At 73.5% G+C, this 26,825-nt stretch carries 22 protein-coding genes and 2 pseudogenes; 6 read left to right on the top strand and 18 right to left on the bottom strand.

From position 1 onward, the window contains the following. Positions 1 to 198, top strand: a pseudogene (locus L615_RS08205) (IS110 family transposase); the annotation flags it as partial. A 17-nt stretch (positions 199 to 215) separates the two neighbouring features. Here the strand turns inward: L615_RS08205 and L615_RS08200 are convergent. The 8 genes from L615_RS08200 to lepA all read right to left on the bottom strand — a co-directional run bounded on the left by L615_RS08200 (position 216) and on the right by lepA (position 9,355). Next, positions 216 to 1,805 (bottom strand): methyltransferase domain-containing protein, encoded by a 1,590-nt coding sequence (locus L615_RS08200; RefSeq protein WP_145724752.1) that lies wholly within the window; start codon positions 1,803 to 1,805, stop codon positions 216 to 218. Beyond that, a complete protein-coding gene (locus L615_RS08195) occupies positions 1,802 to 2,227 on the bottom strand; it encodes an adenylyltransferase/cytidyltransferase family protein (protein ID WP_145724751.1) in 426 nt (141 codons plus the stop codon). Before L615_RS08195 ends, L615_RS08200 begins: the two co-directional genes overlap by 4 nt. A gap of 96 nt (positions 2,228 to 2,323) precedes the next feature. Then, positions 2,324 to 2,725, bottom strand: coding sequence for a TM2 domain-containing protein (locus L615_RS08190; protein ID WP_145724750.1), 402 nt, complete (start codon positions 2,723 to 2,725; stop codon positions 2,324 to 2,326). Between the two features lie 26 nt (positions 2,726 to 2,751). After that, on the bottom strand, positions 2,752 to 3,972 hold the full coding sequence (gene hemW, locus L615_RS08185) for a radical SAM family heme chaperone HemW (protein WP_145724749.1): 1,221 nt from the start codon (positions 3,970 to 3,972) through the stop codon (positions 2,752 to 2,754). Positions 3,973 to 4,101: 129 nt separating this feature from the next. Continuing rightward, positions 4,102 to 5,925, bottom strand: a complete 1,824-nt coding sequence (locus tag L615_RS08180; RefSeq protein WP_051485798.1) for a long-chain fatty acid--CoA ligase — start codon at positions 5,923 to 5,925, stop codon at positions 4,102 to 4,104. Between the two features lie 52 nt (positions 5,926 to 5,977). Then, positions 5,978 to 6,661, bottom strand: a complete 684-nt coding sequence (locus tag L615_RS08175) for an MOSC domain-containing protein (RefSeq protein ID WP_232221771.1) — start codon at positions 6,659 to 6,661, stop codon at positions 5,978 to 5,980. A 19-nt stretch (positions 6,662 to 6,680) separates the two neighbouring features. Further along, entirely contained in the window at positions 6,681 to 7,487 is an 807-nt protein-coding gene (locus tag L615_RS08170; RefSeq protein ID WP_036517806.1) for an aminoglycoside phosphotransferase family protein, read from the bottom strand. Further along, entirely contained in the window at positions 7,484 to 9,355 is a 1,872-nt protein-coding gene (lepA, locus tag L615_RS08165) for a translation elongation factor 4 (protein WP_036517808.1), read from the bottom strand. The genes L615_RS08170 and lepA overlap by 4 nt, the downstream gene beginning before the upstream one ends. Positions 9,356 to 9,445: 90 nt before the next feature. Here lepA and L615_RS08160 point away from each other — a divergent pair, with 90 nt between their 5' ends. Further along, entirely contained in the window at positions 9,446 to 10,369 is a 924-nt protein-coding gene (locus L615_RS08160) for a hypothetical protein (protein ID WP_261376604.1), read from the top strand. A gap of 171 nt (positions 10,370 to 10,540) precedes the next feature. Further along, positions 10,541 to 10,801 (top strand): 30S ribosomal protein S20, encoded by a 261-nt coding sequence (rpsT, locus tag L615_RS08155; protein WP_145724747.1) that lies wholly within the window; start codon positions 10,541 to 10,543, stop codon positions 10,799 to 10,801. A gap of 87 nt (positions 10,802 to 10,888) precedes the next feature. Here rpsT and holA read toward each other — a convergent pair whose 3' ends face one another. Continuing rightward, a complete protein-coding gene (gene holA / locus L615_RS08150) occupies positions 10,889 to 11,860 on the bottom strand; it encodes a DNA polymerase III subunit delta (RefSeq protein ID WP_145724746.1) in 972 nt (323 codons plus the stop codon). A gap of 33 nt (positions 11,861 to 11,893) precedes the next feature. Next, positions 11,894 to 14,227, bottom strand: a complete 2,334-nt coding sequence (locus tag L615_RS08145) for a ComEC/Rec2 family competence protein (RefSeq protein ID WP_145724745.1) — start codon at positions 14,225 to 14,227, stop codon at positions 11,894 to 11,896. A gap of 28 nt (positions 14,228 to 14,255) precedes the next feature. Between L615_RS08145 and L615_RS08140 the strand changes: the two genes are divergently transcribed. Next, complete coding sequence (locus L615_RS08140) at positions 14,256 to 15,290, top strand: HPP family protein (RefSeq protein ID WP_145724744.1); 1,035 nt, start codon at positions 14,256 to 14,258, stop codon at positions 15,288 to 15,290. A gap of 35 nt (positions 15,291 to 15,325) precedes the next feature. On the opposite strand, the gene L615_RS08135 is transcribed toward L615_RS08140, so the two are convergent. The 5 genes and pseudogenes from L615_RS08135 to L615_RS24105 all read right to left on the bottom strand — a co-directional run. Further along, positions 15,326 to 16,264, bottom strand: coding sequence for a helix-hairpin-helix domain-containing protein (locus L615_RS08135; protein ID WP_145724743.1), 939 nt, complete (start codon positions 16,262 to 16,264; stop codon positions 15,326 to 15,328). Between the two features lie 129 nt (positions 16,265 to 16,393). Continuing rightward, complete coding sequence (locus L615_RS08130) at positions 16,394 to 17,266, bottom strand: DegV family protein (protein ID WP_028655780.1); 873 nt, start codon at positions 17,264 to 17,266, stop codon at positions 16,394 to 16,396. Positions 17,267 to 17,293: 27 nt separating this feature from the next. Next, a complete protein-coding gene (leuS, locus tag L615_RS08125) occupies positions 17,294 to 19,774 on the bottom strand; it encodes a leucine--tRNA ligase (RefSeq protein ID WP_028655781.1) in 2,481 nt (826 codons plus the stop codon). Between the two features lie 176 nt (positions 19,775 to 19,950). Further along, positions 19,951 to 20,283, bottom strand: a complete 333-nt coding sequence (locus L615_RS24110; RefSeq protein ID WP_261376605.1) for an ATP-binding cassette domain-containing protein — start codon at positions 20,281 to 20,283, stop codon at positions 19,951 to 19,953. A gap of 211 nt (positions 20,284 to 20,494) precedes the next feature. Further along, positions 20,495 to 21,721, bottom strand: a pseudogene (locus L615_RS24105) (ABC transporter transmembrane domain-containing protein); the annotation flags it as partial. Between the two features lie 184 nt (positions 21,722 to 21,905). Here L615_RS24105 and L615_RS08115 point away from each other — a divergent pair. Further along, positions 21,906 to 22,667 (top strand): SDR family NAD(P)-dependent oxidoreductase, encoded by a 762-nt coding sequence (locus L615_RS08115; protein ID WP_028655783.1) that lies wholly within the window; start codon positions 21,906 to 21,908, stop codon positions 22,665 to 22,667. Between the two features lie 12 nt (positions 22,668 to 22,679). Here L615_RS08115 and L615_RS08110 read toward each other — a convergent pair whose 3' ends face one another. Then, entirely contained in the window at positions 22,680 to 24,791 is a 2,112-nt protein-coding gene (locus L615_RS08110; protein WP_145724742.1) for a PhoX family phosphatase, read from the bottom strand. 111 nt (positions 24,792 to 24,902) lie between these two features. Between L615_RS08110 and chrA the strand changes: the two genes are divergently transcribed. Continuing rightward, positions 24,903 to 26,039: a chromate efflux transporter gene (chrA, locus tag L615_RS08105; protein WP_261376603.1), complete on the top strand. Its 1,137-nt coding sequence runs from the start codon at positions 24,903 to 24,905 to the stop codon at positions 26,037 to 26,039. A 3-nt stretch (positions 26,040 to 26,042) separates the two neighbouring features. Here the strand turns inward: chrA and L615_RS08100 are convergent, their stop codons facing one another. Together L615_RS08100 and L615_RS08095 are read right to left on the bottom strand one after the other, a co-directional pair. Next, the gene (locus L615_RS08100; RefSeq protein WP_145724740.1) at positions 26,043 to 26,510 is read right to left on the bottom strand and encodes a carboxymuconolactone decarboxylase family protein; all 468 of its coding nucleotides are present in this window, start codon (positions 26,508 to 26,510) and stop codon (positions 26,043 to 26,045) included. Continuing rightward, positions 26,507 to 26,815 carry a GNAT family N-acetyltransferase gene (locus L615_RS08095; RefSeq protein WP_145724739.1) on the bottom strand — a complete coding sequence of 103 codons (309 nt, stop codon included), beginning with the start codon at positions 26,813 to 26,815 and terminating at the stop codon, positions 26,507 to 26,509. Before L615_RS08095 ends, L615_RS08100 begins: the two co-directional genes overlap by 4 nt. Between the last annotated feature and the right edge of the window lie 10 nt (positions 26,816 to 26,825).

The following is a 26,825-nucleotide window of genomic DNA, read 5'->3' as shown; positions in this document are numbered from 1 at the left end:
TCCCGCCGAGCCAACCCCTGGGCCGCGAAGATCTACAACGACGCCCTCGCCCGCGGCAAGGACCACCCCCACGCCACCCGCATCCTGGCCCGCGCCTGGCTCGGCGTGATCTGGCGATGCTGGCAGAACCAGACCGCCTACGACCCCCACCAGCACGGCGCCCTCCAGGCACTGCTCAGCGGTGTCGAAGCGGCCTGACGTTGACACAGGGCTACTCATCGGTCCTCCTCAGGAGTAAGGGCGGGGGCGGGCCAGTGGGCCCGGATCCGGCAGACGGCGGGGTCGGGGCGGCCGAGCATGTCCTCGCCGGGCTCGACGACCAGCTCCTCGACGACGCCGCCGGCGTCCTCGATCGCGGCGCGGACGGCCCCGGGGTCGACGCGGCGGACCAGGCCCTCGGGGCTGACCGGCGTCCCGGGGGCGCCGTCCGGGCCGTCGTGGGCGGCCTGCAGCTCGAGGAAGAGCCGGCCGCCGCCCGGCCGCAGTGCCATCCGGCACAGCCGCCACAGCTGGTCGAGCGCAGCGTCGTCGAGGCACCCCACCAGGTGTCGGGCGCAGAGGTGGTGCGGGTCGCGGGCGAGCCGCGTCCCGAGCAGGAGCGTCGAGCGGAGCTCGCCGAGAATCAGCTGGTCGACCTCGACGTCGACCCCGCGCCGGCGGGCGCGGCCGCGGACCATGGTCAGGCTGCGCCGGGAGTGGTCGACGGCGAGCGTGCGGTGGCCGCGCCGGGCGAACCAGAGCGCGTCGCTGCCGGTGCCGCTGCCGAGGTCGACGACGCCAGGCGAGTCCGGGCCCGGCCGCCCGAGATGGTGCCCCACCCAGCGCGCGAACGGCGACGGGCCGGCCGGCACCTCCCGGACGTCCGGGCCGCTGAGGAAGCCGGTCCACAGGCCCATCTCGGTGCGGAAGCCGCGCAGCCACCCGTCCAGGCGGCGTACGCCGGCCGGCGGGTCGGCGTACCGGAACGACGGGTCGGGGGTGCGCCAGCGCGGGCCGTAGAGGAAGGCCAGCATCCGTTCGGGGTCGCGGGGGGCCGGGAACTGGTGGCCGTGCACCTCGATGGTGGAGAACGGCTCGATGGCGCTGCGCGGGAGCGACCCGCTGCGGTTGCCGAGCTGGTAGAAGGTGTCGCCGACGTGGAACGCCACGAACACGTCGATGTGGCACTGCCGCCCGTCGGAGAGCGGCAGCAGCAGCTTGATGTCACCGCCCGACATGCGCAGCAGGTTCCAGCCACGCTCGCGCATCGCCCGGGTGATCCGGTACGACTCGGCGATGATGTCGGCCGGCGAGGTGTGGTCGGAGAGGTAGCACAGGTCGGTGTCGGAGTCGTGGGCGAGCATCCGTCCCTCCCGGACCGCCCCGAGCAGCGCGCCGTAGTTCAGGTAGGCCGCGACCCCGGCGTGCTCGCGCAGGTCGTCGATCGCGCGGCGGGTGCCGGCGAGGATCTCCTCGCGCACCTCCTCACCGGTCGCCGCGAAGGAGCGGGTGAGGTGGCCGACCTTGTCGACGCTGAGCCGGTGCCCCGCACGGTCGACGACCGCGAGGCGACCCTCGCCGGAGCCGAGGCCGACCTCCGCGTCATACAGCACCTCGGTGCCGGTGGCGTCGGTGACCCGCACCCGACCGCGGCCGGAGAGGTAGGGACGCAGCACGCCGGGCCACGGCACCAGCACTCCCCTGCCCCGGCGCTCGCCGTCGCGGTCCGGCGTCGTCGACCACACGTAGTGACCGTCGATCTCGACCAGGAAGGGCCGCGAGGCGGCCGGGAGGAGGATGCCGTCGTCGGAGACGGCGGCGCTCATGACGCTCCGCGGTGCGCCAGCGCCTTGCGCAGGGCGGTCGAGGAGGTCTGCAGCGTGTAGGGGAAGTAGGTCACCTCGACGCCGAGACGGGCCATCTCCTCCTCGAGTCGTCGCCCCTTGGCGGTGTCGCGCCAGTCGTCACCCTTGAAGATCCGGTGGAAGCCCACGTCGCGCCACGAGTCCACCTTGCTCGGCGTCGCCTCGGCGTAGACGGCGTCGACGATGCCGATGGCCTCGACGATCTCCAGCCGCTCCGCGAGCGGGACGGTCGGCAGCACGCCCTTCGTCTCCACGCACACCTCGTCGGCGACCACGCCGGCGACGAGGACGTCGCACCACTGCCGCGCCTGGCGCAGCGCGTTGAGGTGTCCCACGTGGAACAGGTCGAAGGCACCCGGCACGTAGCCGATCACGGGACCCATTCGAAGCCTCCTTCGGGCGAGCCGTCCTTCGGCACGTATTCCTACTGTATCACTAGAGTTAATCTCCAATGATGTGGAGGCGGGTCCGGGAGCCCCTCAGCGCAGCGGTCGTCCCCCGACGTCGCGCGGGTTGCCGACGAGCAGGATGATCCCGTCGATCATCGACCAGAGCCCGCCGATGCCGCAGGTGAGCAGGCAGACCAGCAGCTGCGCGACCGCGAGGCCGGTGTGCCCGGTGTAGAAGCGCCCGATGCCGAAGGGCAGCAGGATCTGCAGCACCCCGGCGACGACCTTCTGCTTGTCGGAGTAGGGCAGGCCGCTGAGCGGGTCGACGCCCCACGGCGCCGCGGGCGAGTGCCCGTAGCCGTAGCCGGGAGCCGGCGCACCGTAGGGCGGGTACGGCGGAGGCGTGGGCTGGTACGGGTTCTGCGGGCCCTGCGCCGAGGAGTCCGGGCGGGGCTCCTCCTCCGGATCCGGGCGCTTGGTGAAGTCGACCATGGGCCTGAGCCTAGGCCGGGCGGCGCTCAGCCGAGCAGGCGGTGCACGACCCCGTCCGCGAGCAGCCGCCCGCGCCGGGTCAGCACCACCCGGCCGGCGGCCAGCGCGGCCGGCTCGACCAGGCCCTCGTCGACCAGGCCGGGCAGCTCGCCGCGCCCGGCGTCGTCGAGCAGCGCCGGGTCGAGCCCCTCGCGCAGCCGCAGCTCCAGCAGCACGCGCTCGACCCGCCGGGTCTCCTCGTCGAGGACCTCCCGAGCGTGGGCCGGGCTGTCGCCGGCGGCCAGCCGGGCGGCGTACGCCGCGGGGTGCTTGACGTTCCACCAGCGCACGCCCCCGAGGTGCGAGTGCGCCCCGGGCCCGATCCCCCACCAGCCGGCGCCGGCCCAGTAGCCGAGGTTGTGCCGGCAGCGGGCCGCGTCGTCGCGCGCCCAGTTGGAGACCTCGTACCACCCCAGCCCGGCGGCGGCGAGCCGCTCGTCGCCCTGGACGTACTTGTCGGCGAGGTCGTCGTCATCGGGCATCGGCAGCTCGCCGCGGCGGACCCGGCGCGCCAGCGCAGTGCCGTCCTCCACGATGAGCGAGTACGCCGAGACGTGGTCGGGGGCGCAGGCCAGCGCGGCCTCGAGGGTGGTCGCCCAGTCCTCCGCGCTCTCCCCCGGGGTGCCGTAGATCAGGTCCAGGCTGACCTGGTCGAAGCCGGCGGCACGTGCCGCGGCCACCACGCCCGGCACCCGCAGCGGGTCGTGGGTGCGGTCGAGCACGGCGAGCACCGACGGGACGGCGGACTGCATGCCGAACGACACCCGGGTGTAGCCGGCCGCGCGGAGCTCGGCGAGGTAGGCCTCGTCGACGCTGTCGGGGTTGGCCTCCGTGGTGACCTCGGCCCCGGGGGCCAGGCCGAACTCGTCGTCGATGGCACGCAGCAGCCGGCCGAGGTCGGCCGCAGGCAGCAGCGTCGGGGKGCCGCCGCCGAGGAAGACGGTGTCGACCGGGCGCTCCCGGTCACCGAGCACGCGCCGGGCCAGCCGGACCTCGGCGACCACCTGGTCGACGTACGACGCCCGGGAGACGCCGGGACCGAGCTCCTCGGCGGTGTAGGTGTTGAAGTCGCAGTAGSCGCACCGCACGCGGCAGAAGGGCACGTGGACGTAGAACCCGAACGGGTCGTCGCCCAGCGCGGCGAGCGCCTGCTCCGGCAGCGACCCGTCGGACGGGGCGGGGTCCCCCTCGGGCAATGCGGACGGCACCCGGCCATCCTCTCAGGAGGTCGGGCCTTCCCGGACCTCGAGGGGTGGGGACGGGCAGGGGGCTGCCCGTTCGCCGTGCTGGCGACGGACAGCCCCTCCACCGGGACCGTCAGGGACGGTGCGTCCGGCTCAGCCGTAGAAGCTCTCGATGAGCTCCTTGTTGTTGTCCTCCACGACGTTGCGCTTCACCTTCAGCGACGGGGTGAGCTCGCCCGACTCGATGCTGAGGTCGTGGTCGAGGAGCTTCCACTTCTTGATCGTCTCCCAGCGGTTGAGCTGGGCGTTGAGCTGGTCGACGTACTCGCCCACCATCGCCTGCACCGCGGGGTCGTTGACGAGCTCGGTGTAGGAGAGGCCCTCCTTGCCGTTCTCGGCGGCCCAGCCGGCGATGGCGTCGGGGTCCAGGGTGATCAGCGCGGAGACGAAGTTGCGCTCGGCGCCGAAGACCATGAACTGGCTGACCAGCGGGCAGATCGCCTTGAACTTCGCCTCGATGGCCGGCGGGGCGATGTACTTGCCGCCCGAGGTCTTGAAGAGCTCCTTGATGCGGCCGGTGATCGTGAGGTAACCGTCCTCGTCGAGCTCGCCCTTGTCGCCCGTGCGCAGCCAGCCGTCCTCGGTGATCGCCTCGGCCGTGGCCTCGGGGCGGTTGTGGTAGCCGGCCATGATGTGCGGGCCGCGGAGCTGGACCTCGCCGTTCTCGGCGATGCGGACCTCGGTGCCCGGGAAGGGCTGGCCGACGGTGCCGATCTTGTAGCCGTCGGGGTGGTTGACGGTGGCGCCCGCGGAGTTCTCCGTCATGCCGTAGCCCTCGAGGATGAGGATGCCCGCGGCGTGGAACCACGTGGCGATCTCGGCGTTGAGGGCCGCGGAGCCGGAGATGAAGAAGCGGACCCGGCCGCCGAAGCGCTCGCGCACCTTGGAGAAGACGAGCTTGTCGAACAGGCCGTGCTGCAGGTTCAGCAGGAACGGGACCGGCTTGCCGGCCATCTTCAGCTCGTCGACCTTCCGGCCGACCTCGAAGGCCCGGTTGAAGATCTTCTCCTTGAGGCCGCCCTCGGCCGCCTGCATCGTGACGATGCGGGCGTAGGCCTTCTCGAAGATGCGCGGCGCGGCACCCATGAAGGTCGGCTTCACGACGCCCAGGTTGTCGACGATCTTCTCGACGCGGCCGTCGATCGCCGTGGCGAAGCCGCAGGCGAGCTGGGTGGAGAGCAGCACCTTGCCGAAGGCGTGGGCCATCGGCAGCCAGAGGAACTGCAGGTCGGTCTCGTCGAGGATGTTCTGGGCCTTGATGGCCTCGCCCTCGAAGACCCAGCCGCGGTGCAGGGTGCGCACGCCCTTCGGCTTGCCGGTGGTGCCGGAGGTGTAGATCAGGGTCGCCAGCTGGTCGGGCTTGATGCCGTTCGCCAGCTCCTGCAGGACGCCCTCGTGCTCGGCGAGGTAGGTGTCACCCAGCGCGGCGAGGTCGGCCAGCGAGATCACCCAGTCGCCGTCGGCCGCGGACGCCTCGAAGACGATGACCTTCTCGACCGCAGGGAGCTCGTCGCGGTGGGCCCGCAGCTTCTCGACCTGGGTCTCGTCCTCGGCGAACACGAAGCGGCTGCCCGAGTCGCCGATGATGTACGCCGTGTCCGGCCCGCCCGTCGTGGGGTACACCGTCGTGGTGGCGCCACCGGCACACAGGATGGCCAGGTCGGCGAAGATCCACTCGTAGCGCGTGGCGGAGGCGATGGCGACGCGGTCCTCCGGCGCCAGCCCGAGGGCGAGGAGGCCTCCCGCGAAGCTGCTGACCTGCTGGGCGGTCTCCCGCCAGGTGATGGACCGCCAGGCGTCGCCCTCCGGGTAGCGGAAGGCTTCACGGCTGCCGCTCGTCTCGACCCGGTCCCAGAACTGGATCGCACAGTTCTGGGGCATGGTGTCCATGAAAGTCGTGTCGTGGTTGATGGGCATGTCGCTCCTGCATGCTCGTGAGCCGGCGTAACTGGTGAGTAACCTAGGCCACTCAGTCGTCCGAGGGTAGCGTCCCCGCCATCTGACGGACACAAATGTCAACCTTCTCCTGAACCTTCGCCGGCAGGCCCTCGACCACCTGCAGGTCGGGCAGCCGGCTGCGGTCCGTCGTCAGCGCGACGAACATGTCGCGGATGGTCACGCCGTGGCCCGGCCAGTAGACGACCTCGACAGGGGCGCCGGCCTCGATCGTGCCGGGCTGGAGCACGCGGAAGTACGGTCCGGGCCGCGCCTCGGCGGTGAACCTCCTGACCCAGGCCCGGGTCTCGTAGCCGGACTCCCCCATCCAGCACTTGAAGTCGTTGCAGGGGATCCGCACCGAGATGGCCTCGAGCAGCACCCCGTCCACCTCGTCGCCGATCCGCAGCCGCGTGCCGACCTCGAGGGCGTTGAGGTCGATGCCCTCGGTCGTGAGGTTCTCCCCGAAGTGACCGTCCCGGATGGAGCGGTCGAGCTGCTCCTCCCAGAAGTCGAGGTCCTCCCGGGCGTAGGCGTAGACCGCCTGGTCACGACCTCCGTGGTGGCGGGTGTCGGAGACCCGGTCGCCCTCGACGCCGAGCTCGTGCACCCGGACCGGGCCGGTCACGGGACGCTTGTCGATGGAGGTACGGCCGATGCCGGCCCAGTCCCGCTCCCGGGGCTGGCCGACGCTGACGGTCAGGAGGCGCGCTGTCACGGGAGGCATTCTCCCCCGATCAGTCCTGGACCGCCTTCGCAATGGTCACCAGGCGCGTCACCGCGTCCGTCCCGAGCCGGTGCCGGGCCAGGTCCACCGCCCGCACCACGACCCAGTCCCGCGCCCGGTGCTCGTCGAGCCCGGCGGCGTCCACGGCGGCGTGGAAGCGGGCGCGGAGCCCGTCGCGCACCCGGCCCGCGAGCTCGTCGTACCGGTGCCAGAGCAGGGGCGCCACCTCGACGTGCGGGTCGCCGTTGAGCGGCCGCGGGCTGGTCGCGAGCCACGGTGCGCGCTCCGCCGCCAGCACCGTGCCGTAGTGGAGGTCGGTGTGGACCACGGTGCCGTCGGTGTCCGGGTCGGCAGCGAAGCGTCCGGCGAGGTGGCGCGCCTGCTGCACCAGCCGCGGTGGCAGCGGGACGTCTCGCGGGAGCGCAGCGAGCGCCGCCGCGACCTCGGCGGCGTGCTCGGAGAGGCGCCGCAGCTGCGGGAACGCGGGCCGGTGCAGCTCGCGGTAGAGGCCACCGACGACCTCGCAGGCCTCGACGTCCCAGTGGTCGCGCAGGTCGGTGCGGCTGGCCCGCTCGAGCAGCAGCGCCCCGCGACCGGGGTCGGCGCGCAGCAGGCGCACCGCGCCGCGACCGTGCCAGTGCTGCAGGGCGAGGTGGGCGTGGGCGGGCTGCTCCCCCACCTTGAGGACCGCCGGCGTGCCGTCAACCGTGGTGACGGGTACGACGGCACAGCGCTCGCCGTCCCAGCTCTCACCACCGTCGGCGAGCTCCCACTCGTCGAGCAGGTCGCGCACCGTCGCCGGCAGCGGTGCGGTCACTTCTTCGGCTTGTCGCCCGCCGGCCCGGAGGTGGACAGCGCGGCGACGAAGGCCTCCTGGGGCACCTCGACGCGGCCGACCATCTTCATCCGCTTCTTGCCTTCCTTCTGCTTCTCGAGCAGCTTCCGCTTGCGGGTGATGTCACCGCCGTAGCACTTGGCGAGGACGTCCTTGCGGATGGCGCGGATGTTCTCGCGGGCGATGACCCGCGAGCCGATCGCCGCCTGGATCGGCACCTCGAACTGCTGGCGCGGGATGAGGTCCTTGAGCTTGCCGGCCATCATCACGCCGTACGAGTAGGCGGCGTCCTTGTGGATGATCGCCGAGAAGGCGTCGACGGCCTCGCCCTGGAGCAGGATGTCGACCTTGACCAGGTCGGCCGCCTGGTCGCCGGCGCGCTCGTAGTCGAGGGACGCGTAGCCCTTGGTGCGCGACTTCAGCTGGTCGAAGAAGTCGAAGACGATCTCGCCCATCGGCAGCGTGTAGCGCATCTCGACGCGGTCGGCGGAGAGGTAGTCCATGCCCTGCAGCGCGCCGCGCTTCTCCTGGCACAGCTCCATGATCGTGCCGATGAAGTCGGAGGGGCTGAGGATGGTGGCCTTGACGACCGGCTCGCGGACCTCGGCGACCTTGCCGTCGGGGTACTCGCTCGGGTTGGTCACCTCGATGACCTTGCCGTCCTCCATGTGGACCTCGTAGACCACGTTGGGGGCGGTCGAGATCAGGTCGAGGTTGAACTCGCGCTCGAGGCGGTCACGGGTGATCTCCATGTGGAGCAGGCCGAGGAAGCCGCACCGGAAGCCGAAGCCGAGGGCGCCGGAGGTCTCGGGCTCGAAGGTGAGCGCCGCGTCGTTGAGCTGGAGCTTCTCCAGCGACTCGCGCAGCAGCGGGTAGTCGTCGCCGTCGATCGGGTAGAGCCCGGCGTAGACCATCGGGTTCGGGTGCTGGTAGCCGCCGAGCGGCTCGGTCGCGCCACCGTGCTGCGCGGTGACGGTGTCACCGACCCGCGACTGGCGCACGTCCTTCACGCCGGTGATCAGGTAGCCGACCTCGCCGACGCCGATCTCGCCCGCCTTGACCGGCTCCGGGCTGATCACGCCGACCTCGAGCATCTCGTGCACCGCGTTGGTCGACATCATCTTGATCCGGTCGCGGTGGGTGAGCTTGCCGTCGACCACGCGGACGTAGGTGACCACACCGCGGTAGGTGTCGTAGACCGAGTCGAAGATCAGCGCGCGCGCCGGGGCGTCCGCGTCGCCGACCGGCGCCGGGGTCTGCTTGACGATCTCGTTGAGGACCTTCTCGACGCCCATGCCCGTCTTGGCGCTCACCCGGAGCACGTCGTCGGGGTCGCAGCCGACGATGCCGGCCAGCTCCTCGGCGTACTTGTCGGGGTCGGCGCTGGGCAGGTCGATCTTGTTGAGCACCGGGATGATGTGCAGGTCCGCACCCATCGCGAGGTAGAGGTTCGCCAGGGTCTGCGCCTCGATGCCCTGGGCGGCGTCGACGAGCAGGATCGCCGCCTCGCACGCCTGCAGCGAGCGGGACACCTCGTAGGTGAAGTCGACGTGGCCGGGGGTGTCGATCATGTTGAGGACGTAGGTGCCGGGCTCGGCGCCCTCCTCGTTGCCCTCGGTGACCGTCCACGGCATCCGCACGGCCTGGGACTTGATCGTGATGCCGCGCTCACGCTCGATGTCCATCCGGTCGAGGTACTGCGCCCGCGCCGCACGCTCGTCGACGACACCCGTGAGCTGCAGCATCCGGTCGGCGAGGGTCGACTTGCCGTGGTCGATGTGCGCGATGATGCAGAAGTTGCGGATGATCGCGGGGTCGGTGTGACCCGGCTTGGGGGCGGAGATCGGCATGATCCGCCCATTCTTCCAAAGCGCCGCGGGTTCGGTGAATCCAGACCGCCCCCTGGCGCGCGACCGGCACCGGGCCGCCATCATGTGCGGGTGCTCCCGACTCGCATCCCCCACGGCCGGACCGCGCGACGCGTGGAGTGGGCGCACCTGCCGCCGGTCGTCCGGGCGGCGGTCGAGGGGCACCTCGGCGGGCCCGTCGTGGAGGCCGAGTCGCAGGGCGGCGGGTTCACCCCCGGCTTCGCGTCGGTGCTGACCTGCGCCGACGGCTCGCGCCACTTCGTCAAGGCCGCGTCCCTGAAGGCGCAGCGGACCTTCGCCGAGTCCTACCGCGAGGAGGCCCGCAAGCTGCGCGTGCTCCCGGAGGCAGCGCCGGCCCCGCGGCTGCGGTGGACCGACGAGGTGGCGGACTGGTTCCTGATGGGGATCGACCACGTCGACGGCCGGGCGCCGCACCGGCCGTGGACCGACGCCGACCTGGCCCTGGCCTCGGCGGCGCTCGTCGAGGCGGCCGAGGTGCTCACTCCCGCCCCGGCCGGCCTCGACCCCGCGGTCGACGAGCTCGCCTCGTGGGCCGGGCTGTGGCAGCGCATCGACCACCCGCGGGCCGCCGAGCTCGGCGCCCTCGCAGCCCGGTACGCCGACGTGGTCGGCGGCGACACGCTGGCCCACACCGACGTCCGCGACGACAACATCCTGGTGCTCGACGAGGAGCGGGCCGTGCTCTGCGACTGGAACTGGCCGGTCGTGGGCGCCGCGTGGCTCGACTCCCTGCTCCTGCTCATCGGGCCGCGCGGGGACGGGCTCGACGTCGAGTCCCACATCGCCCGGCACCCCCTGCTGTCCGTCGTACCCGCTGACGACGTGGACGTCGCGCTCGCGCTCGTCCTGGGCTACTTCTCGGTCTCGGCCGACCAGCCGGTCCCGCCGACGTCGCCGCACCTGCGCGCCGCCCAGGCGTGGCAGCGCGACGTCCTCCACGACTGGCTGGCCGAGCGCCGCGGCTGGCAGCGATGAGCCGGGCGCGTCGGCCCGGCCGCGATTTGGGGCGCCCGAACAGCCGCTGTTAGCCTTGCTGGTCGCGTCTCCGCGCACCCGTGCCTGCCCTCCGGGCGGCCCGGGATCCCCGCGGTCACGCGCTCCGGACCAGTCCAGACATCCACCCGAGAACGTAGAGGCGATTCACCCGTGGCCAACATCAAGAGCCAGATCAAGCGCAACAAGCAGAACGAGAAGCGTCACGAGCGCAACAAGGCCGTCAAGTCCGGCCTGAAGACCGCGATCCGCAAGTTCCGCGAGGCCGCTGAGGCCGGCGACAAGGACAACGCCGTCGCCCTGGCCCGCGAGGCCACCAAGAAGCTGGACAAGGCCGCCTCGAAGGGCGTCATCCACAAGAACCAGGCTGCGAACCGCAAGTCCTCGATCTCCAAGCAGGCCGCCTCTCTCTGAGCCCACTGCTCTGGCTCCGGTCCGGAGCCATCACGTCGAAGGGAGTCCCCGTCAGGGGGCTCCCTTCCGTGATTTCTGCGCCCGGCGCTACCGGGTCCGCAGCGCGGTGATCGTCAGCACCAGCCGCTCGAGCGCGTACGACGCGTCGCTGGCCGCGCCCTTGATGTCGGCGTCGGCCTGGGCGACTGCGCGCACGGCCCGGGCGAGGCCGGCCTCCGACCAGCCGCGGGCCTGCTCGCGCAGCGAGCGCAGCTTCCACGGCGGCACGCCCACCTCGCGGGCGAGGTCGGCGTCGCGCATCCCGCGCGGCGCGCTGACCAGCCGGGCGAGGCCACGGGCGCTGCCGGCGAAGGCGGAGGTGATCAGCACCGAGGCGGTGCCGGCGTCGAGGGCCCAGCGCAGCTCCTCCAGCGCGACCTGGCCGCGGCCGGCGAACGCCGCGTCGGCGACGGCGAAGGACTTGGCCTCGGCGCGGCCACCGAAGTAGCGACGGACCTGCGCCTCGCTGATCCGCTCCCCCGGGAAGTCGTTGGTGAGCTGGCTGGCCGCGCCGGCGAGCGAGCGCAGGTCGCGGCCGATGGCCTCGATCAGCACGTCGGCGGCCTCGCGGTCGATGCTGGCGCCGTACCTGCGGACCTCGTTGGCGACGAAGCCCGGGAAGTCGGAGGGCCTGAGCTCCTCGGACTTGTGCTCGGTGACGGTCTTGAGCTTGCGCAGCTTGTTGAGGACGCCGCTGCCCTTCTGCCCGCCGCCGTGGACGAGCACGAGGGCGACCTCGTCGGCCGGGGCGGCGGCGTAGCCGAGCAGTCCGTCGACCGACTCGTCGGGAAGGTTCTCCAGGCCGCGGACGACGACGCAGCGCACGGCCGAGAACAGCGAGGGCGCGGACATCTCGCCCAGCGAGGCGAGGGTCAGGTCCGCGGCGGGGCTGTCGGCGAACTCCGCCTCCGGGTCGTGCTCGCGCACCGCGGCCTTGACCTCGTCGACGGTGCGGGCGCCGAGGAACTCCTCCTTGCCGGTGACCAGGATGACCCGTCCCAACACGTCAGCGGCCCGCATGGAGCCAGCCTCCCACACCGTCCCGACGGTGGGTCACCGGGCGGCGACCCGCAGGCCGTCGTCGTCGACGACGACCGCGACGTCGCCGTCGTCGTCGGTGCGTCCCACCTGGGCGCCGACCGAGCGGAGGTGCTCGAGCAGCGGTCCCGAGGGGTGGCCGTAGTCGTTGTCGGCACCTGCGGACACCAGCGCCGCCTCGGGCTGCAGGGAGGCCAGCCACCGCTCGTCCTGGTGCCGGCTGCCGTGGTGCGGGACCTTGAGCACGTCGACGTCGAGCCCGGGCAACCGACGGGCGAGGGTCGCCTGCGCGGTCGGCTCGACGTCCCCGGTGAGCAGGGCGCGCACGCCGGCGACCTCGACCAGCAGCACCACGCTGGCGTCGTTGGCCCCGCTGCCCGCCGCGCCCGGGGAGGGGTGGACGACCTGCACCGTCGCCTCGCCGACGCGCCGGGCCGCCCCGTAGACCCCCACCTGCACCGGCACGTCGGCGCGGTCGAGGGTGCGACGGACCGCGGCCGCAGCCCCGGGTGGGTCGTCGACCGGCGAGACCTCCACCGCAGCCACCCGCCGGTCCCGCAGCACCCCCGGCAACCCGTCGACGTGGTCGGCGTGGAAGTGGGTGAGCACCAGCAGGGGCACGTCGCGGACCCCCAGACGGTCGAGGCAGCCGGCCACCGCGTCCGGGTCGGGACCGGCGTCCACCACGACCGCCGCGGCCGGTCCGGCCCGGACGACGAGGGCGTCGCCCTGGCCGACGTCGCACGCGACCAGCACCCACCCTGCCGGCGGCCAGCCCGCCGCAGGCGCCGACCACGGCCGGCCCGGCACCCCGAGGACGACGAGGAGGAGCAGCACGGCCGCCGACACGCTGGGGCCCCGTCGCCGGGCGAGCCGGGGCAGCGCCACCGCCACGGCCACGCACACCACCGCCAGCGCCCCGACCGCGACGGGGCCGCTCCCCCACGGCACCGCCGCGCAGGGCAGGTCGGCGCCGTGGCGGGCGACCTCGACCACCCACGCGACGCACCACGCCGCCACCGTCCCGACGGCGGCGCCGAGCGCAGGCACGACCAGGCCCACCAGCCCTGCCCCCAGGCCGAGCACCGTGGCCGGGCCGACGGCGGGCCCGGCCAGCAGGTTCGCCGCGACCGCGACGAGGCTGACCTGGCCCGAGAGCACGGCGATGACCGGCGTGCAGGCGAGCTGGGCCGCGGTCGGGACCGCCACCGCCTCGGCGAGCCCGCGCGGCAACCACCGGGCGAGCGCCGACGAGAGCGGCGGGCCGAGGAGCACGATCCCGCTCGTCGCCAGCACCGAGAGCGCGAAGCCCGCCGACGTGGCCAGTCCGGGGTCGAGGAGCAGGAGGACCACGAGCGCGACGCCGAGGGCGCGCAGGCCGCGGCGCCGACCGTCCGGGCCGAACGCGAACAGCCCGACGGTGCCCATCGCCGCCGCTCGGAGGACGCTCGGCTCGGTGCGCGTGAGCAGCACGAAGCCGACGATGCCCGCCAGCCCGACCAGCACCAGCCACCTCCCCCGCACGCCGACGAGACGGGCGGCGAGCAGCAGGGCGCCGACGACGAGGGTGAGGTTGGTGCCGCTCACCGCGGTCAGGTGGGTCAGCCCGGTCACCCGGAAGTCGGACTCCACCTCGGCGGGGAGGCCGGCGTCGTCGCCGGTCACCAGCGCGGGCACCAGACCCGCCTGGGCCGGGGGCCGGTCGGCCACGGCGTCGCGGATGGAGGCACGCACCGCGCCGGCGGCTCGCCACCACGGGTCGGGGCCACGGATCCGCACCGGCGCCCGGTCGGCGAGGAGCAGGGCCACCACGTGACGGTCCTCCGCGGGCGCCAGTCGTCCCTCCGCCGCGACCCGCTCGCCGAGCTCGGTGCGCGCCCAGCCCGCCCCGCCCAGCACGACCACCGTCGCGCCCAGCACCTGCCGGACGCCGCGGACGGTCACCTCCTGCACCCGCAGCCGCACGACGAACCGGTCGCCGAAGCGACCCTCGACCGGTCGCGGGTCGGAGACGACGGTGGCGACGAGGTCGGCCGTCGCCCGCTCCTCGGCCCAGGCTCCGAGCGGGTTCGCCGCGACGGCCGCCTGGCGCAGCAGGGCGGAGGCCAGCACGGCGGCCGCGAGACCCAGTGCTGCCAGCCACCAGCGCCGCCGGGGACCGGGCCGGTTGCTCCTCGCCGACCTCCCGGACCATCCGGGCACGAGGACCACCGACGCCGCGAGCGCCAGCAGCGCCCAGCACCACGGCCCGGCGTGCGCGGCCGCGATCCCGGCGAGCCACGCCACCAGGCCGAGGGCCGGGAGCCGCGGGTCGTGCCGTGGGGACGCCCGGGGCGGCGCCTCACCCACGACGCGCCGTCCTCGTAGGGTGGCGGCCGTGACCCGCTACTCCGCACCCGAGCTGGCGCGCGGTGCGCTCGGCGCCCTCGTCGGGATCGCCGTCGCCGGGGCCACCGCCCGCGCGGTCCCCGGCGGTCCGGAGATGCTGCCCTTCATCGTGGCGCCGATGGGGGCCTGCGCGGTGCTGCTCTTCGCGGTGCCCGCCAGCCCGCTGGCGCAGCCCTGGCCGGTCCTCGGCGGCAACGTCGTCTCGACCGCGGTCGGCCTCGGTGCGCACTGGCTGGTCGACGACGTCCTGCTGGCCGCCGCGCTCGGGGTCGGCGCCGCGATCGGCGTGATGATGCTGCTCGGGTGCCTCCACCCGCCGGGCGGCGCCTGCGCGCTGCTGGCCGCGACGGCCACCCCGGAGATCCACGACCAGGGCATCCTCTTCGCGCTCGCCCCGGTCGCCGTCAACACGGTCGCGCTGCTGGCCATCGCGGTCGCGGTCAACAACCTGACCGGCCGCCGCTACCCCCACCGGCCGGCGCCGCCCGCGCCGCCGGGTGCCGCCACCGAGCTCGGCATCACGACACCGGACGTCGAGGAGGCGATGAAGCGGCTCGCCGACCGGCTCGACGTGCTGCCCGCCGACGTCGTGGCGATCGTCCGGGACGCGGAGACCCATGCCCTCGACCGCAGGCTCGGCTCGATCCCGGTCTCCCGGATCATGAACCGCGACGTCGCGGTGGCCCACCCGTTCGAGTCGATCTACCGGGCGCGGACGCTGATCGTGCAGCGGCAGGTCAAGACGCTGCCGGTCGTGGACGAGGAGCGGCGGGTGATCGGCGTGGTGTCGATCATCGACCTGTTCACCCGCGACCTCGTCGAGCTCGAGACCGTCGAGTCGATCATGCGCACCGAGGTGACCACCATCCGCGAGGACACCCCCGTCGCCGAGCTGGTGCCGGCGATGACGTCGGAGGGCTACAAGAACGTCCCTGTCGTCGACGCCGAGGACCGGCTCGTCGGGATGATCACCCGCGGCGAGCTGATCGCCGTGCTGCACCGGGCCCTGCTCGGCGCCACCTGAGGCGACTCGCCCCGCGGCCGGGGTCGCACCGCCCGTCACACCGTCACCAGCGGCGCGAGCCGGGCCAGCGTCTTCTCCCCGATCCCGTCGACCTCGAGCAGCTCGTCGACGCTGGTGAAGCCTCCGTGCTGCTCCCGCCACGCGATGATCGCCTGGCCGGTGACGGGACCCACGCCCGGCAGGGTCTCGAGCTCCGCCTGACCGGCGAGGTTGAGGTTGACCAGCCCCGCGGCGGGCGCCCCGGGGACGGCGGGACTGCCGTCGGGGCCTGGCGCACCAGCGGGCGGGCCAGGCCGTCCGACCACGACCTGCTCCCCGTCGACCAGCACCCGGGCGAGGTTGAGCGAGGTCAGGTCGACGCCCTTGCGCGCCCCTCCCGCGGCCTCGAGGGCGTCGGTGACCCGGGCGCCCGCATCGAGGACGACGATCCCGGGCCGACGCACCTTGCCGGCGACGTCGACGGTCACGGTCCCACCGCCTGGCCCACCTGTTGCGGAGGACGACGCCGGTGCCGTCGGTGAGGGCAACGGGACCAGCGCCGGGACCGGCTCCGCGCTGACCGGTGCGACCGCCGGCCCCGGGTCGTCGCGCACCACCCACCAGGTGGTCACCGCGAGCCCGAGCGCGACCACCACCGCGACGACGGCCACGTGGGCCGGTGCGAGGGACGGCAGCCCCGGCACGCGGGCCGCGATCGGGCCGGGCCGCCGTCGGGCGGCGTGCCGGCCGGGGGCCGGGACGACGGGCGGCGGCACCACGGCTCGGGGGGTCGCGACGGCCACGGGCGCGGTGCTGCCCCGGTCGGCCACCCGGGTGTGGTCGGCCCACCACGCCTGGCCCGTGGCCACCGCAGTGTCGTCGGCCGCCTCCGGGGCGACGTCGGCCGTGCCGGACCGACCTCCACCGGCACCCGCGGCGATCAGGGCCAGGCGACGGGCGGCCGCCTCGTCCGCGGGAGGGCGTCGGGAGTGCATGGCGGCACGCTAGGCGCCCGAAGGGGAGGTCTCGCCGGCTGATGTGACAGCCTGTGGACGGGCACCGCGCCGGTCGCGACCTGTGGACGGTTCGCGGCTGTCCGTGGGGCTACCGGTGACGCAGGTGCATCAGAGGTCGAGCACCGGCGCGACGCAGATCGCGAGCATGCCCGGGCCCGCGTGGGCGCCGAGCACGCCTCCGATCTCGGCGCACCGCACCGGCTCCCCGCTCGCGGCCGGCACCAGCCGGTCGCCGAGCTGCTCGGCGAGGCGCTCGGCCATCGCGGCGGCCCGGTTGCCGGCGCCCAGGTGCGCCACGCAGGCCTCGACCTGTCGCTCCCCCGCGGCCTCCACGGCCATCGCCTCCAGCTGCGCGATGGCCTTGGCGGCGGTGCGCACCTTCGCCCGGGGGACGATGACGCCGTCGTCGATGCCGAGCAGCGGCTTGACGGCGAGCACACCGCCGAAGACGGCGGCCGCGGCGCCGACCCTGCCACCGCGGCGGAGGTACTCGAGGGTGTTGACGTAGAACAGCGACGTCGCCGCCTCCGCCCGGGCACGGGCGGCCTTGGCGGCGTCCTCGGCGCTGCCGCCGGCCTCGACGACCGCGAGGGCCGACTCGGCGGCGTACCCCGTCGCGACCCCGACCTGGCGGCTGTCGACGCAGGTGACCGGGACCGGCGCCGTCCGCGAGGCGACGAGCGCGGACTCGAAGGTGCCGCTGACCTCGGCGGAGAGGTGGATCGACACGATCTCGGTCGCGCCCTCCTCGGCCAGCCGGGCGTACAGCTCGCCGAGGACCGCGGGGGCCGGACGGGACGTGCTGACGGCGCGCTTCTCCCGCAGCGCCGTCGCGACCTGCTCGGGCGTGACCCCGTCAGCGCCCTCGTCGAGGACCTCGTCGTCGATGATCACCTGGAGCGGGACCACCCGGACCCGGCCCGACGCCGCCAGCTCGTCCGAGACGGTCGAGGCGGAGTCGGTGACGACGACGATCGACATGCCGCCGAGGTTATCCCGAGCCGGGGGTCAGACCACGATGTTGACCAGCTTGGGCGCACGGACGATCACCTTGCGCACCTCGCGGCCGTCGATCGCCTTCTGCACCGCCGGGTCGGCCAGCGCCGCAGCCTCCAGGTCGGCCTCGCTGATGTCGGGCGAGACCTCCAGCCGGCCGCGGACCTTGCCCTGGATCTGGACGACCGCGGTGACGGCGTCCTCGACCAGCAGCGCGGGGTCGACGGTGGGCCAGGCCGTCTGGGCGACCGACGGCTGGTGGCCCAGCCGCTCCCACATCTCCTCGGCGGTGTACGGCGCGACCAGCGACAGCAGGATCGCGACGGCCTCGGCGGCCTCGCGCACCGCGGGGTCGGCCGGGCCGCAGCCGGAGTCGATCGCCTTGCGGGTGGCGTTGACCAGCTCCATGGTGCGGGCGACGACCACGTTGAAGCGGTAGGACTCCAGCAGGTGCGCGGCCTCGTGCACCGTCTTGTGGGTGACCTTGCGCAGCGCGACGTCGCCGCCCGCCGGGTCCGTGCCGGGCGCGGAGGTGACGTCACCGGACAGGCGCCAGGCGCGCTGCAGGAAGCGCGCGGAGCCGGCCGGCGACACGTCGGCCCAGTCGATGTTGTCCTCGGGCGGGCTGGCGAAGACCAGGGTCAGCCGGACGGCGTCGACGCCGAACTCGTCCAGCTGCTCGCCCAGGCTGACGCCGTTGCCCAGCGACTTGCTCATCTTGCGCCCGTTGTTGATGACCTTGCCCTGGGACAGGTACGCCGAGAAGGGCTCGTCCCAGTCGATCAGGCCCATGTCGCGCAGCACCTTGGTGAAGAAGCGCGCGTACAGCAGGTGCAGGACGGCGTGCTCGTCGCCGCCGATGTACAGGTCGATCGGGCCCCACGCCTTCGCCAGCGCCGGGTCGAACGCCTGGGTGTCGTCGTTGGGCGACAGGTAGCGGAAGAAGTACCAGGACGAGTCGACGAAGGTGTCCATGGTGTCGGTGTCCCGGGTGGCGGGGCCGCCGCAGGTCGGGCACTCGACGTTGACCCACTCGGTCGCCGCACCCAGGGGCGAGGTGCCCTTGGGCTTCAGGTCGGCGCCGCGCAGCTCCGGCAGCTCGACGGGCAGCTGGTCCTCGGGGACCGGGACCTCGCCGTCGACCGGGCAATGGATGACCGGGATGGGGGCGCCCCAGTAGCGCTGGCGCGACAGCAGCCAGTCGCGCAGGCGGAAGTTGACCGTGCCGCTGCCGTGGCCGTCGGCCTCCAGCAGCTCGACGACCTTGTGGATGCCGGCGGCCTTGTCGGCCAGCCCGTCCAGGGGGCCGGAGCTCACGTAGGTCCCGTTGCCGTTGGTCGCGATGCCGGAGGTGGCCGGGTCCTCCTCGCCGGTGTCGACGACCATGCGCACGGGCAGGTCCATCGCCCGGGCGAAGTCCAGGTCGCGCTGGTCGTGCGCCGGCACGGCCATGATCGCACCGGTGCCGTAGTCGGCCAGGACGTAGTCCGAGGCCCAGACCGGGATCCGCTCACCGTTGACGGGATTGACCGCGTGCACGCCCAGGAAGACACCCGTCTTCGGACGGTCGGTGGCCAGCCGGTCGATGTCGGAGGCCTTGCGCACCTCGACCAGGTAGTCGTCCAGCGCCTGGCGCTGGTCGTCCGAGACCAGCTCGGCGGCCAGCTTCGCGTCGGCGGCGACGACCATGAAGGTGGCGCCCCACAGGGTGTCCGGACGGGTCGTGAAGACCGTGATCGGGTCGCGGCCCTCGACCTCGAAGGTGACGTGGGCGCCCTCGGACCGGCCGATCCAGTTGCGCTGGGCGTTGACGACCTTGCCGATCCAGGTCTTCTGCAGCTCGTCCAGGCAGTCGTGCAGCTCCTGGGCGTACTCGGTGGTCTTGAAGTACCACTGGGTCAGCTCGCGCTTGGTGACCTCGGCGCCGCAGCGCTCGCAGGTGCCGTCGGCCAGGACCTGCTCGTTGGCCAGCACGGTCTGGTCGTTCGGGCACCAGTTGACCGGGGAGTTCTTGCGGTAGGCCAGGCCGCGCTCCCGGAACTTCAGGAACAGCCACTGGGTCCACCTGTAGTACTCGGGGTCCGAGGTGTGCAGCCGGCGCGACCAGTCGAAGCTGACGCCGTACCGCTTCATCGACGCGGCCTGCGTCTCGATGTTGCCGTAGGTGTACGTCGCCGGGTGCTCGTCGTTGCGGATGGCGGCGTTCTCGGCGGGCAGGCCGAAGGAGTCCCAGCCCATCGGGTTCAGCACCTCGTAGCCGCGGAAGCGCCAGTAGCGGGAGATGACGTCGTGCAGGGCGAACACCTCGGCGTGACCCATGTGCAGGTCACCGCTCGGGTAGGGGAACATCGTCAGCGCGTAGCGCTTCTCCCGCTCCCCCGAGGTCACGGCGTCGTCGTCGGCGCGGAACGGGTCGAGCCGCTCCCACACGGGCAGCCACTTCTCCTCGACCGCGTGGACGTCGTAGTGGACCTCGTTCTCGCTCATCGTCATCCCTTGTCATCGTTCCCTGCTGCTGGCACAGAAAAGCCCCTCGGGCATCGAGGGGCGGCCGCGTCGACGTCTTCGACAGTGGTCGACGCGGCTATCCAAGAAGCAGGATCATCCGCACAGGGGCATGGTACTCCTCCGCACGCCCGCGGCGCTCACCGCCGCGGGCGTCGCGGCCCTCACTGCTCGCCGGTCTGCACCCGCCAGAGCGCGGCGTAGGCCCCGCCCTGCGCGACCAGCTCGTCGTGGGTGCCGGCCTCGGCCACCCGGCCGCCGTCGAGCACCCAGATGCGGTGGGCGTGGCGGACGGTCGAGAGCCGGTGCGCGACGACGATGGTGGTGCACCGCTCGCCGGCCCGGCGCACCGACTGCTGGATGGCCGCCTCGGTCTCGTTGTCCACCGCACTGGTGGCCTCGTCGAGCACGAGGATGGCCGGGTCGCGCAGGAGCGCGCGGGCCAGGGCGATGCGCTGGCGCTGGCCACCGGAGAGGGTGATGCCGCGCTCCCCCACCCAGCTGTCGTAGCCGTCGGGCAGGCGCTCGACGAACTCCGCCGCGGCGGCCGGGCCAGGGCTCCGGCAGCGGCGCGCACTCGCGCACGAGGCGGGCGGCGGTCGGGGGCGCCAGGACGGCGTCGGGGGCGGCCGCCTCCGCGGCGGCCCGGACCTCCGCAGGGGTGGCGTCCGGGCGGCCGTAGGCGATGTTCTCGGCGACGGTGCCGGAGAACAGGTAGACGTCCTGGGCGACGTAGCCCATCGACCCGCGCAAGGAGTCCCAGTCCAGCTCGCGCACGTCGGTGCCGTCGAGCAGCACCTGCCCGGAGCGGGGGTCGTCGAAGCGCAGCACCAGCCGCAGCAGCGACGACTTGCCCGCGCCGGTGGGGCCGACGATGGCGTGCGTCTCGCCGGCGGGTACGACGAGGTCGAGGTCGTGCAGCACGTCCGGCCCGTCGGCGTACCCGGAGCGCACGCCGCGCAGCTCGACGCGGCCGCGTACCGGCTTCTCCAGCGCCTGTGTGCCGGCGGGCACGTCGACCGGCTCGGCGAGCAGCGCGAGGATGCGGGCGGTGGACGCCCGCCCGCGCTGGTAGAGGTCGAGCACCTCGGCGACGGTGGTCAGCGGCCAGAGCAGGCGCTGGGTCATGAAGACCAGCACCGAGTAGAGGCCGAGCTCGAGGTCGCCGTCGAGCGTCGCCCAGCCGCCGAGCAGCAGGGTGCAGGTGAATCCGGAGAGGATGGCCATCCGCACCAGCGGCACGAAGGCGGCCGAGGAGCGGATCGCGGCCACGTTGGCCTCGCGGTAGGCCGCGGAGGCGGTCGCGATCCGGTCCCGCTCGCGGTCCTCGGCGGTGAACGCCTTGATCGTCGCGATGCCGGCGAGGTTGGCGCCGAGGGCGCCGGACAGGTCGGCAACCGACTCCCGGACCCGGTCGTAGAGCGGCTCGAGGCGCCTCTGGAAGAAGAGCGAGCCGACCACGATGACGGGGATCGGCAGGAAGGCGTAGAGGGTCAGCTCCCACGACGCCACCGCGAACACGGCACCGACGAGCACGACGTTGAGCGCGGTCTGCAGGATCGCCGGGAGGCCGAGGTCCAGCAGCCGCTCGAGCTGGTTGACGTCGTCGTTGAGCGTGGCCAGCGTCGAGCCCTGCGGGCGCGACTCGTGCCAGCCCAGGTGCAGGTGCTGGGCGTGGTCGTAGGCCTCGACGCGCAGGTCGTGCTCGATGCCCTGGGCCAGGCCGCGCCAGAGCACGTCGGCGGCGTACTCCGAGGCGGACTCCACGACCCAGACCACGAGGTTGATGAGCGCGAGCCAGCCGAGCTGGGCGTGGCGGGACTCGACGCCGAGCAGGTCGCCCACGAACGAGTCGGAACCGCGGACCACGACGTCGACGGCGGCGCCGATGAGCAGCTCCGGCACCACGTCGGCGACCTTGTTGACCGTCGACATCACGACGGCGAGCACGAACCGTCCGCGGAACCCGCGGTAGCGCTTCCACAGCGCCGCCAGGGGGCGCTCGATCACCGGGTCCACGGGCTTCCTTCCTCGGGCGGGCGGAGGCGACCCTAACCCGCTGGCCCGGCGCACGGTCAGCCGGGCCGCGCGCCGCCCTTGCGCCCGCTACGGTGCAGCCATGACCGTCACCGACCTGTTCCGACTCGACGGCAAGGTCGCCGTCGTCACCGGCGCCAGCTCCGGGCTGGGCGTCGACTTCGCGAAGGCGCTGGCCGAGGCCGGCGCCGACGTCGTCCTCGGGGCGCGCCGCGTCGAGCGCCTGGCCGACACCGCCGCGCTCGTCGAGGCCGCCGGCCGCCGCGCCCTGTCCGTGCAGACCGACGTCGCCGACCCCGCGTCGTGCCAGGCGCTGGTGGACGCCGCGATGGCCGAGCTCGGCCGCGTCGACGTGCTGGTCAACAACGCCGGCGTCGGCACCGCCGTCCCCGCCACCCGGGAGACGCCGGAGCAGTTCACCCAGGTCATCGACATCAACCTCAACGGCAGCTACTGGATGGCCCAGGCGTGCGGACGGGTGATGCAGCCGGGCTCGAGCATCATCAACATCTCCTCGGTCCTCGGCATCACCACCGCCGGGCTGCCCCAGGCGGCGTACGCCGCGTCGAAGGCCGGCGTCATCGGCCTCACCCGCGACCTCGCCCAGCAGTGGACCGGCCGCAAGGGCATCCGGGTCAACGCGATCGCGCCGGGTTTCTTCACCTCGGAGATGACCGACCAGTACCCGCCCGGCTACCTCGAGTCGCAGCAGCAGCGGATCCCCGCGGGCCGCAAGGGCGACCCGCGCGAGCTCGCCGCGACGCTGGTGTTCCTCGCCTCCGACGCCGCCGGTTACATCACCGGCCAGACCCTCGCCGTCGACGGCGGCATGACCATCACCTGACTGCCGACCGGGTCACGACCAGGGGCGGTGCTCCGGGTAGGCGACCACCACCGACGGCCGCGGGAACGCCCCGTCGTGCGGCCAGGTGCTCGCCGGCTGCTCGAAGGTCGCGCCATCGACCTCGCCGGGGTGCTGCACCGCGACGAAGAGGGACCGGTCGTGGTCCGCGACCAGCGGACCGCAGGCCTCCGCCCCCTTGGGGACGGTGCAGAACTGCTGCACCCGGCCGCGCTCCGGGCCCTCGACCGGGACCCGGAACACCCCGTCGTTGCTGCCCAGCGCATTGCCGTCGGTGGAGATCCACAGGTTCCCGGCGCTGTCGAACGCGACGTTGTCGGGGCAGCTGATCGGGCTGACCCGGGACTTGTCGAAGCCACCGAACCAGGTCTCCGGGGCGGACGGGTCACCGCAGACGAGGAACAGGTCCCAGGTGAAGGTCGTCGCCGCGTGGTCACCGCGGTCGGGCGTCAGCTCGAGGACGTAGCCGTTGCGGTTGCCGCTCGCGGTCGTCAGCGGCGCGCCGAGCCCGGCGCGGACCCGGGAGGAGCCGACCGGGTTCGCCTCGTCGACCGGTAGCGCCGCACCGCCACGCGCCGAGTTGTTCGTCAGCGCGGCGTACACCTTGCCGTTGACCGGGTTCGGCTCGACGTCCTCGGGCCGGTCCATCCTGGTCGGTCCGACCCGGTCGGCGGCGAGCCGGGTGAAGAGCAACACGTCCTGGACCGACATCCCGGGCACGTACGACCGACGGTGGCTCGTCAGCGGGACCCAGGTGCCGCTGCCGTCGTGCTCCCCGTCGTCGGTGCCGTCGCCGACCAGCCGGGCGACGTAGAGCGTGCCCTCCGTGAGCAGGCGCAGGTTGCGGCGGCGGGCGGCAGCGGAGCCGGAGGGGGCGTAGGTGCCGGCCGACACGAACTTGTAGAGGTAGTCACCGCGCTCGTCGTCCCCCATGTAGGCCACGGCCCGGCCGTCCGCGGCGATGACGACGTTCGCTCCCTCGTGCTTGAACCGGCCGAGCATCGTGTGCTTGCGCGGCGTCGATGTCGGGTCGAAGGGGTCGACCTCGACGACCCAGCCGAAGCGGTGCGGCTCGTGCGGCTCGCGGGACAGGTCGAAGCGCGGGTCGACGCTGCTCCAGCCCTTCCCGGCGCCGGTGATGCCGTAGCGGGCGTACTCCACTGCGTAGCGCGGGTCGAGGCCGGCGCCCGCGTCGAAGTACTGGTTGACGTTCTCCTCACCCGACAGGACGGTCCCCCACGGCGTGGTGCCGCCGGCGCAGTTGTTGAAGGTGCCGAGGACCCAGCGGCCGGCAGGGTCGACGGAGGTCCGGACCCGCCGGTCGCCGGCCACCGGCCCGGTGAGCTCGAACCGGGTGGCGTCGTGGATGCGCCGGTTGTGGCGGGCCCGGCCCACCGGCGCGCGGCGCCAGGAGCCGGGCCGCCCGGCGCGGTGGACCTCCACGACGGACATGCCGTGGTTGGCGATCGCGATCCGCTTCACCTCGTCGCCGTCGTACGCGCCGGCGGGGAACATGAGGTTCTCGTCGGTGTACTCGTGGTTGACCACGAGCAGGGCGCGGTGGTCGTCCAGCGGCAGCAGGCCGACGTAGTCGCAGTTGTAGCCGAACTGCCGTCGGGCGGCCGCGACCGACTGGGCGAAGGGGTCGAAGCCAGGCGCCCCCTTCACCACCGGGTCGCCCCACCCGACCACGACCCGGTGCCCGAACCCGCGGGCGGTCGTGAAGGCGTCGCGCCGGTTGGGCTCGACCGGGACGAACGCCGCCCGCGCGAGGGAACCGTCCCGCGCGCCGGGGCCGGGCGGTCGTCCGGGACCGCCGGGGTGCCCCGGACGCCCCGGGGCGGCGGCAGCAGCGCCGCCGGTCGCGACGACGCTGCCGACGAGCAGCGCGCCGGCCGACAGCGTGCCGCCGCGCAGCACGCTGCGCCGGCCGACAGCACGGGCGATCTCGTCACGGACGTGGCCGTGGTCGGTGGGGTTCGGCTCGGGCTGGTCGCACGCGTTGCCGCACCGGTGCAGGCAGGTCAGCCAGGACCGGGAGCCGTGGCGGGTGCCCTGCCCGACGAGGGTGAGCTGCGGACGGTCGCCGGGGTGCACGGAGGTCATGGTGTGAGCCGACCAGCGCCCGGTGAACCCTCGTCGGACCCTCGGTGGCGGGCCGGTGAAGGCTGCGTGGCTCGCGTGGGTCCAGCGGGTCCACCCGGCATGATGGCGTCCGTGGCTCCCCGACCCGGCTCCGCGCGTGAGGTCGGCGGTCTCTTCCTCCGGCTGGGGACGATCGCGTTCGGCGGGCCGGCGGCGCACGTCGCGCTGATGCGCGAGGAGCTGGTCCGGCGCCGGGAGTGGGTCAGCGACCAGCGGTTCGCCGACCTGATGGGCGCGACGAACCTGGTCCCGGGCCCGAACTCGACCGAGCTGGCGATCCACCTCGGCCACGAGCGCGCCGGGTGGCGGGGGCTGCTGCTCGCCGGGGCGGCGTTCATCCTCCCGGCGGCGCTGATGGTGACGGGCCTGGCCTGGGCCTACGTCGAGTACGGCGGCACGCCGGCCGTCGACGGGCTCCTCTACGGCGTGGTGCCGGTCGTGGTCGGCATCATCGCCTGGGCGCTGGCCGGCCTCGGCCGGACCGTGCTCGCCTCACCGTGGCTGGTCGTGCTGGCCGGCGCGGCACTGGCGGCGTACCTGCTCGGCGCGAACGAGCTCGTGGTGCTCGCCGCCGGCGCCGTCGTCGCGGTGCTCGCCCACGGCCTGCGCTCGGTGACGGACCGGCAGCACGCGCTCGTCCTCCCCCTCCTCGCGGGCACGCCGGTGTTCACCGACCCCACCGGCAGCCAGCTGGCCCAGCTGTTCCTGACCATGCTCAAGATCGGCGCGGTGCTCTACGGCAGCGGCTACGTGATCCTCGCCTTCCTCGAGGGCGACTTCGTCGACCGGCTGGGCTGGGTGAGCCACCAGCAGGTCCTCGACGCCGCATCGGTCGGCCAGGTCACCCCCGGTCCGGTGTTCACCACCGCGACCTTCCTCGGCTACGTGGTAGCCGGGTTGCCCGGCGCGGTGCTGGCGACGGTGGCGATCTTCCTGCCGTCGTTCGTCTTCGTCGCGCTGCTGACCCGGCTGGCCACCTGGCTGCGCTCGCGGGCGTGGACCTCGGCGCTGCTCGACGGGGTGAACGCGACCGCGCTGGCCCTCATGGCCGGTGTCTCGCTGGAGCTGGGACGCTCGGCGCTGGTCGACCCGCTGACCGTGGGGCTGGCCGTCGCGACCGTGGTCCTGCTGTGGCGCACCCGCCTCAACAGCGCGTGGTTCATCGCGGCCGGCGCGCTCGTCGGCGTCGTCCGGCTCCTGGCCACCTGACGGCTAGCGGACCGGGTGGTGGCTGGTGATCGAGATCCGGTTGAAGGCGTTCATGGTCACCGCGACCCACGCGACCGCTGCGAACGCCTCGTCGCCGAGCACCGCGCGGGCCTCGTCCTCGGCGTAGCGACGCTCGGCCTCCTCGGGCAGCCGGGTGATCGACTCGGCCAGCTGCAGCGCGGCCTGCTCCTGCTCGGAGAACAGGTCGGTGTCCTCCCACGCCGACAGCACGGCGAGGCGACGATCGCTCTCCCCCGCCTCGATGGCGCGCTTGCGGTGCAGGTCGAGGCAGTAGGCGCAGCCGTTGACCTGGGAGACCCGCATGTTGACCAGCTCGACGAGGCGGCGGTCGACGCCGGCGGCCTGCGCGGCAGCACCGACCTCCTCGGCGAGCCCCGCGGCTGCGCGGTACGTCGCCGGCTGGGCCTTGTCGAGGAAGACGTGCCGTCGCCGGCCGGTGGCCTCGCTCATCGCGCCGGGTCGGCGATGTCGTCGTACTCGGGGTGCTTGGTCAGCCACCGGGCGACGTAGGGGCAGTGGGCGATGACCCGCCTGCCCCGGTCCCGCACGTCGGCGAGCGCGAACTCGACGACCGCACCGGCGAGGCCCCGGCCGCCGTACGCGTCGTCCACCTCGGTGTGCACGAAGTCGACGTGCTCGTCGTCGGGCAGCCGGTACTGCGCGAACCCGACGACGTCCTCACCGTCGCGGACCTCGTAGCGGTGCTGCTCGGGCGCGTGCACGTAGGTGATGGCGTCGCCGCCTGCGTCGGTCATGCCGCCATCC

The sequence above is a fragment of the Nocardioides sp. J9 genome (assembly GCF_007829375.1).
Lineage (GTDB): Bacteria > Actinomycetota > Actinomycetes > Propionibacteriales > Nocardioidaceae > Nocardioides.
The sequence above is the reverse complement of the archived record's forward strand: the minus strand, read 5'-3'. Positions and strand labels throughout refer to the sequence as shown.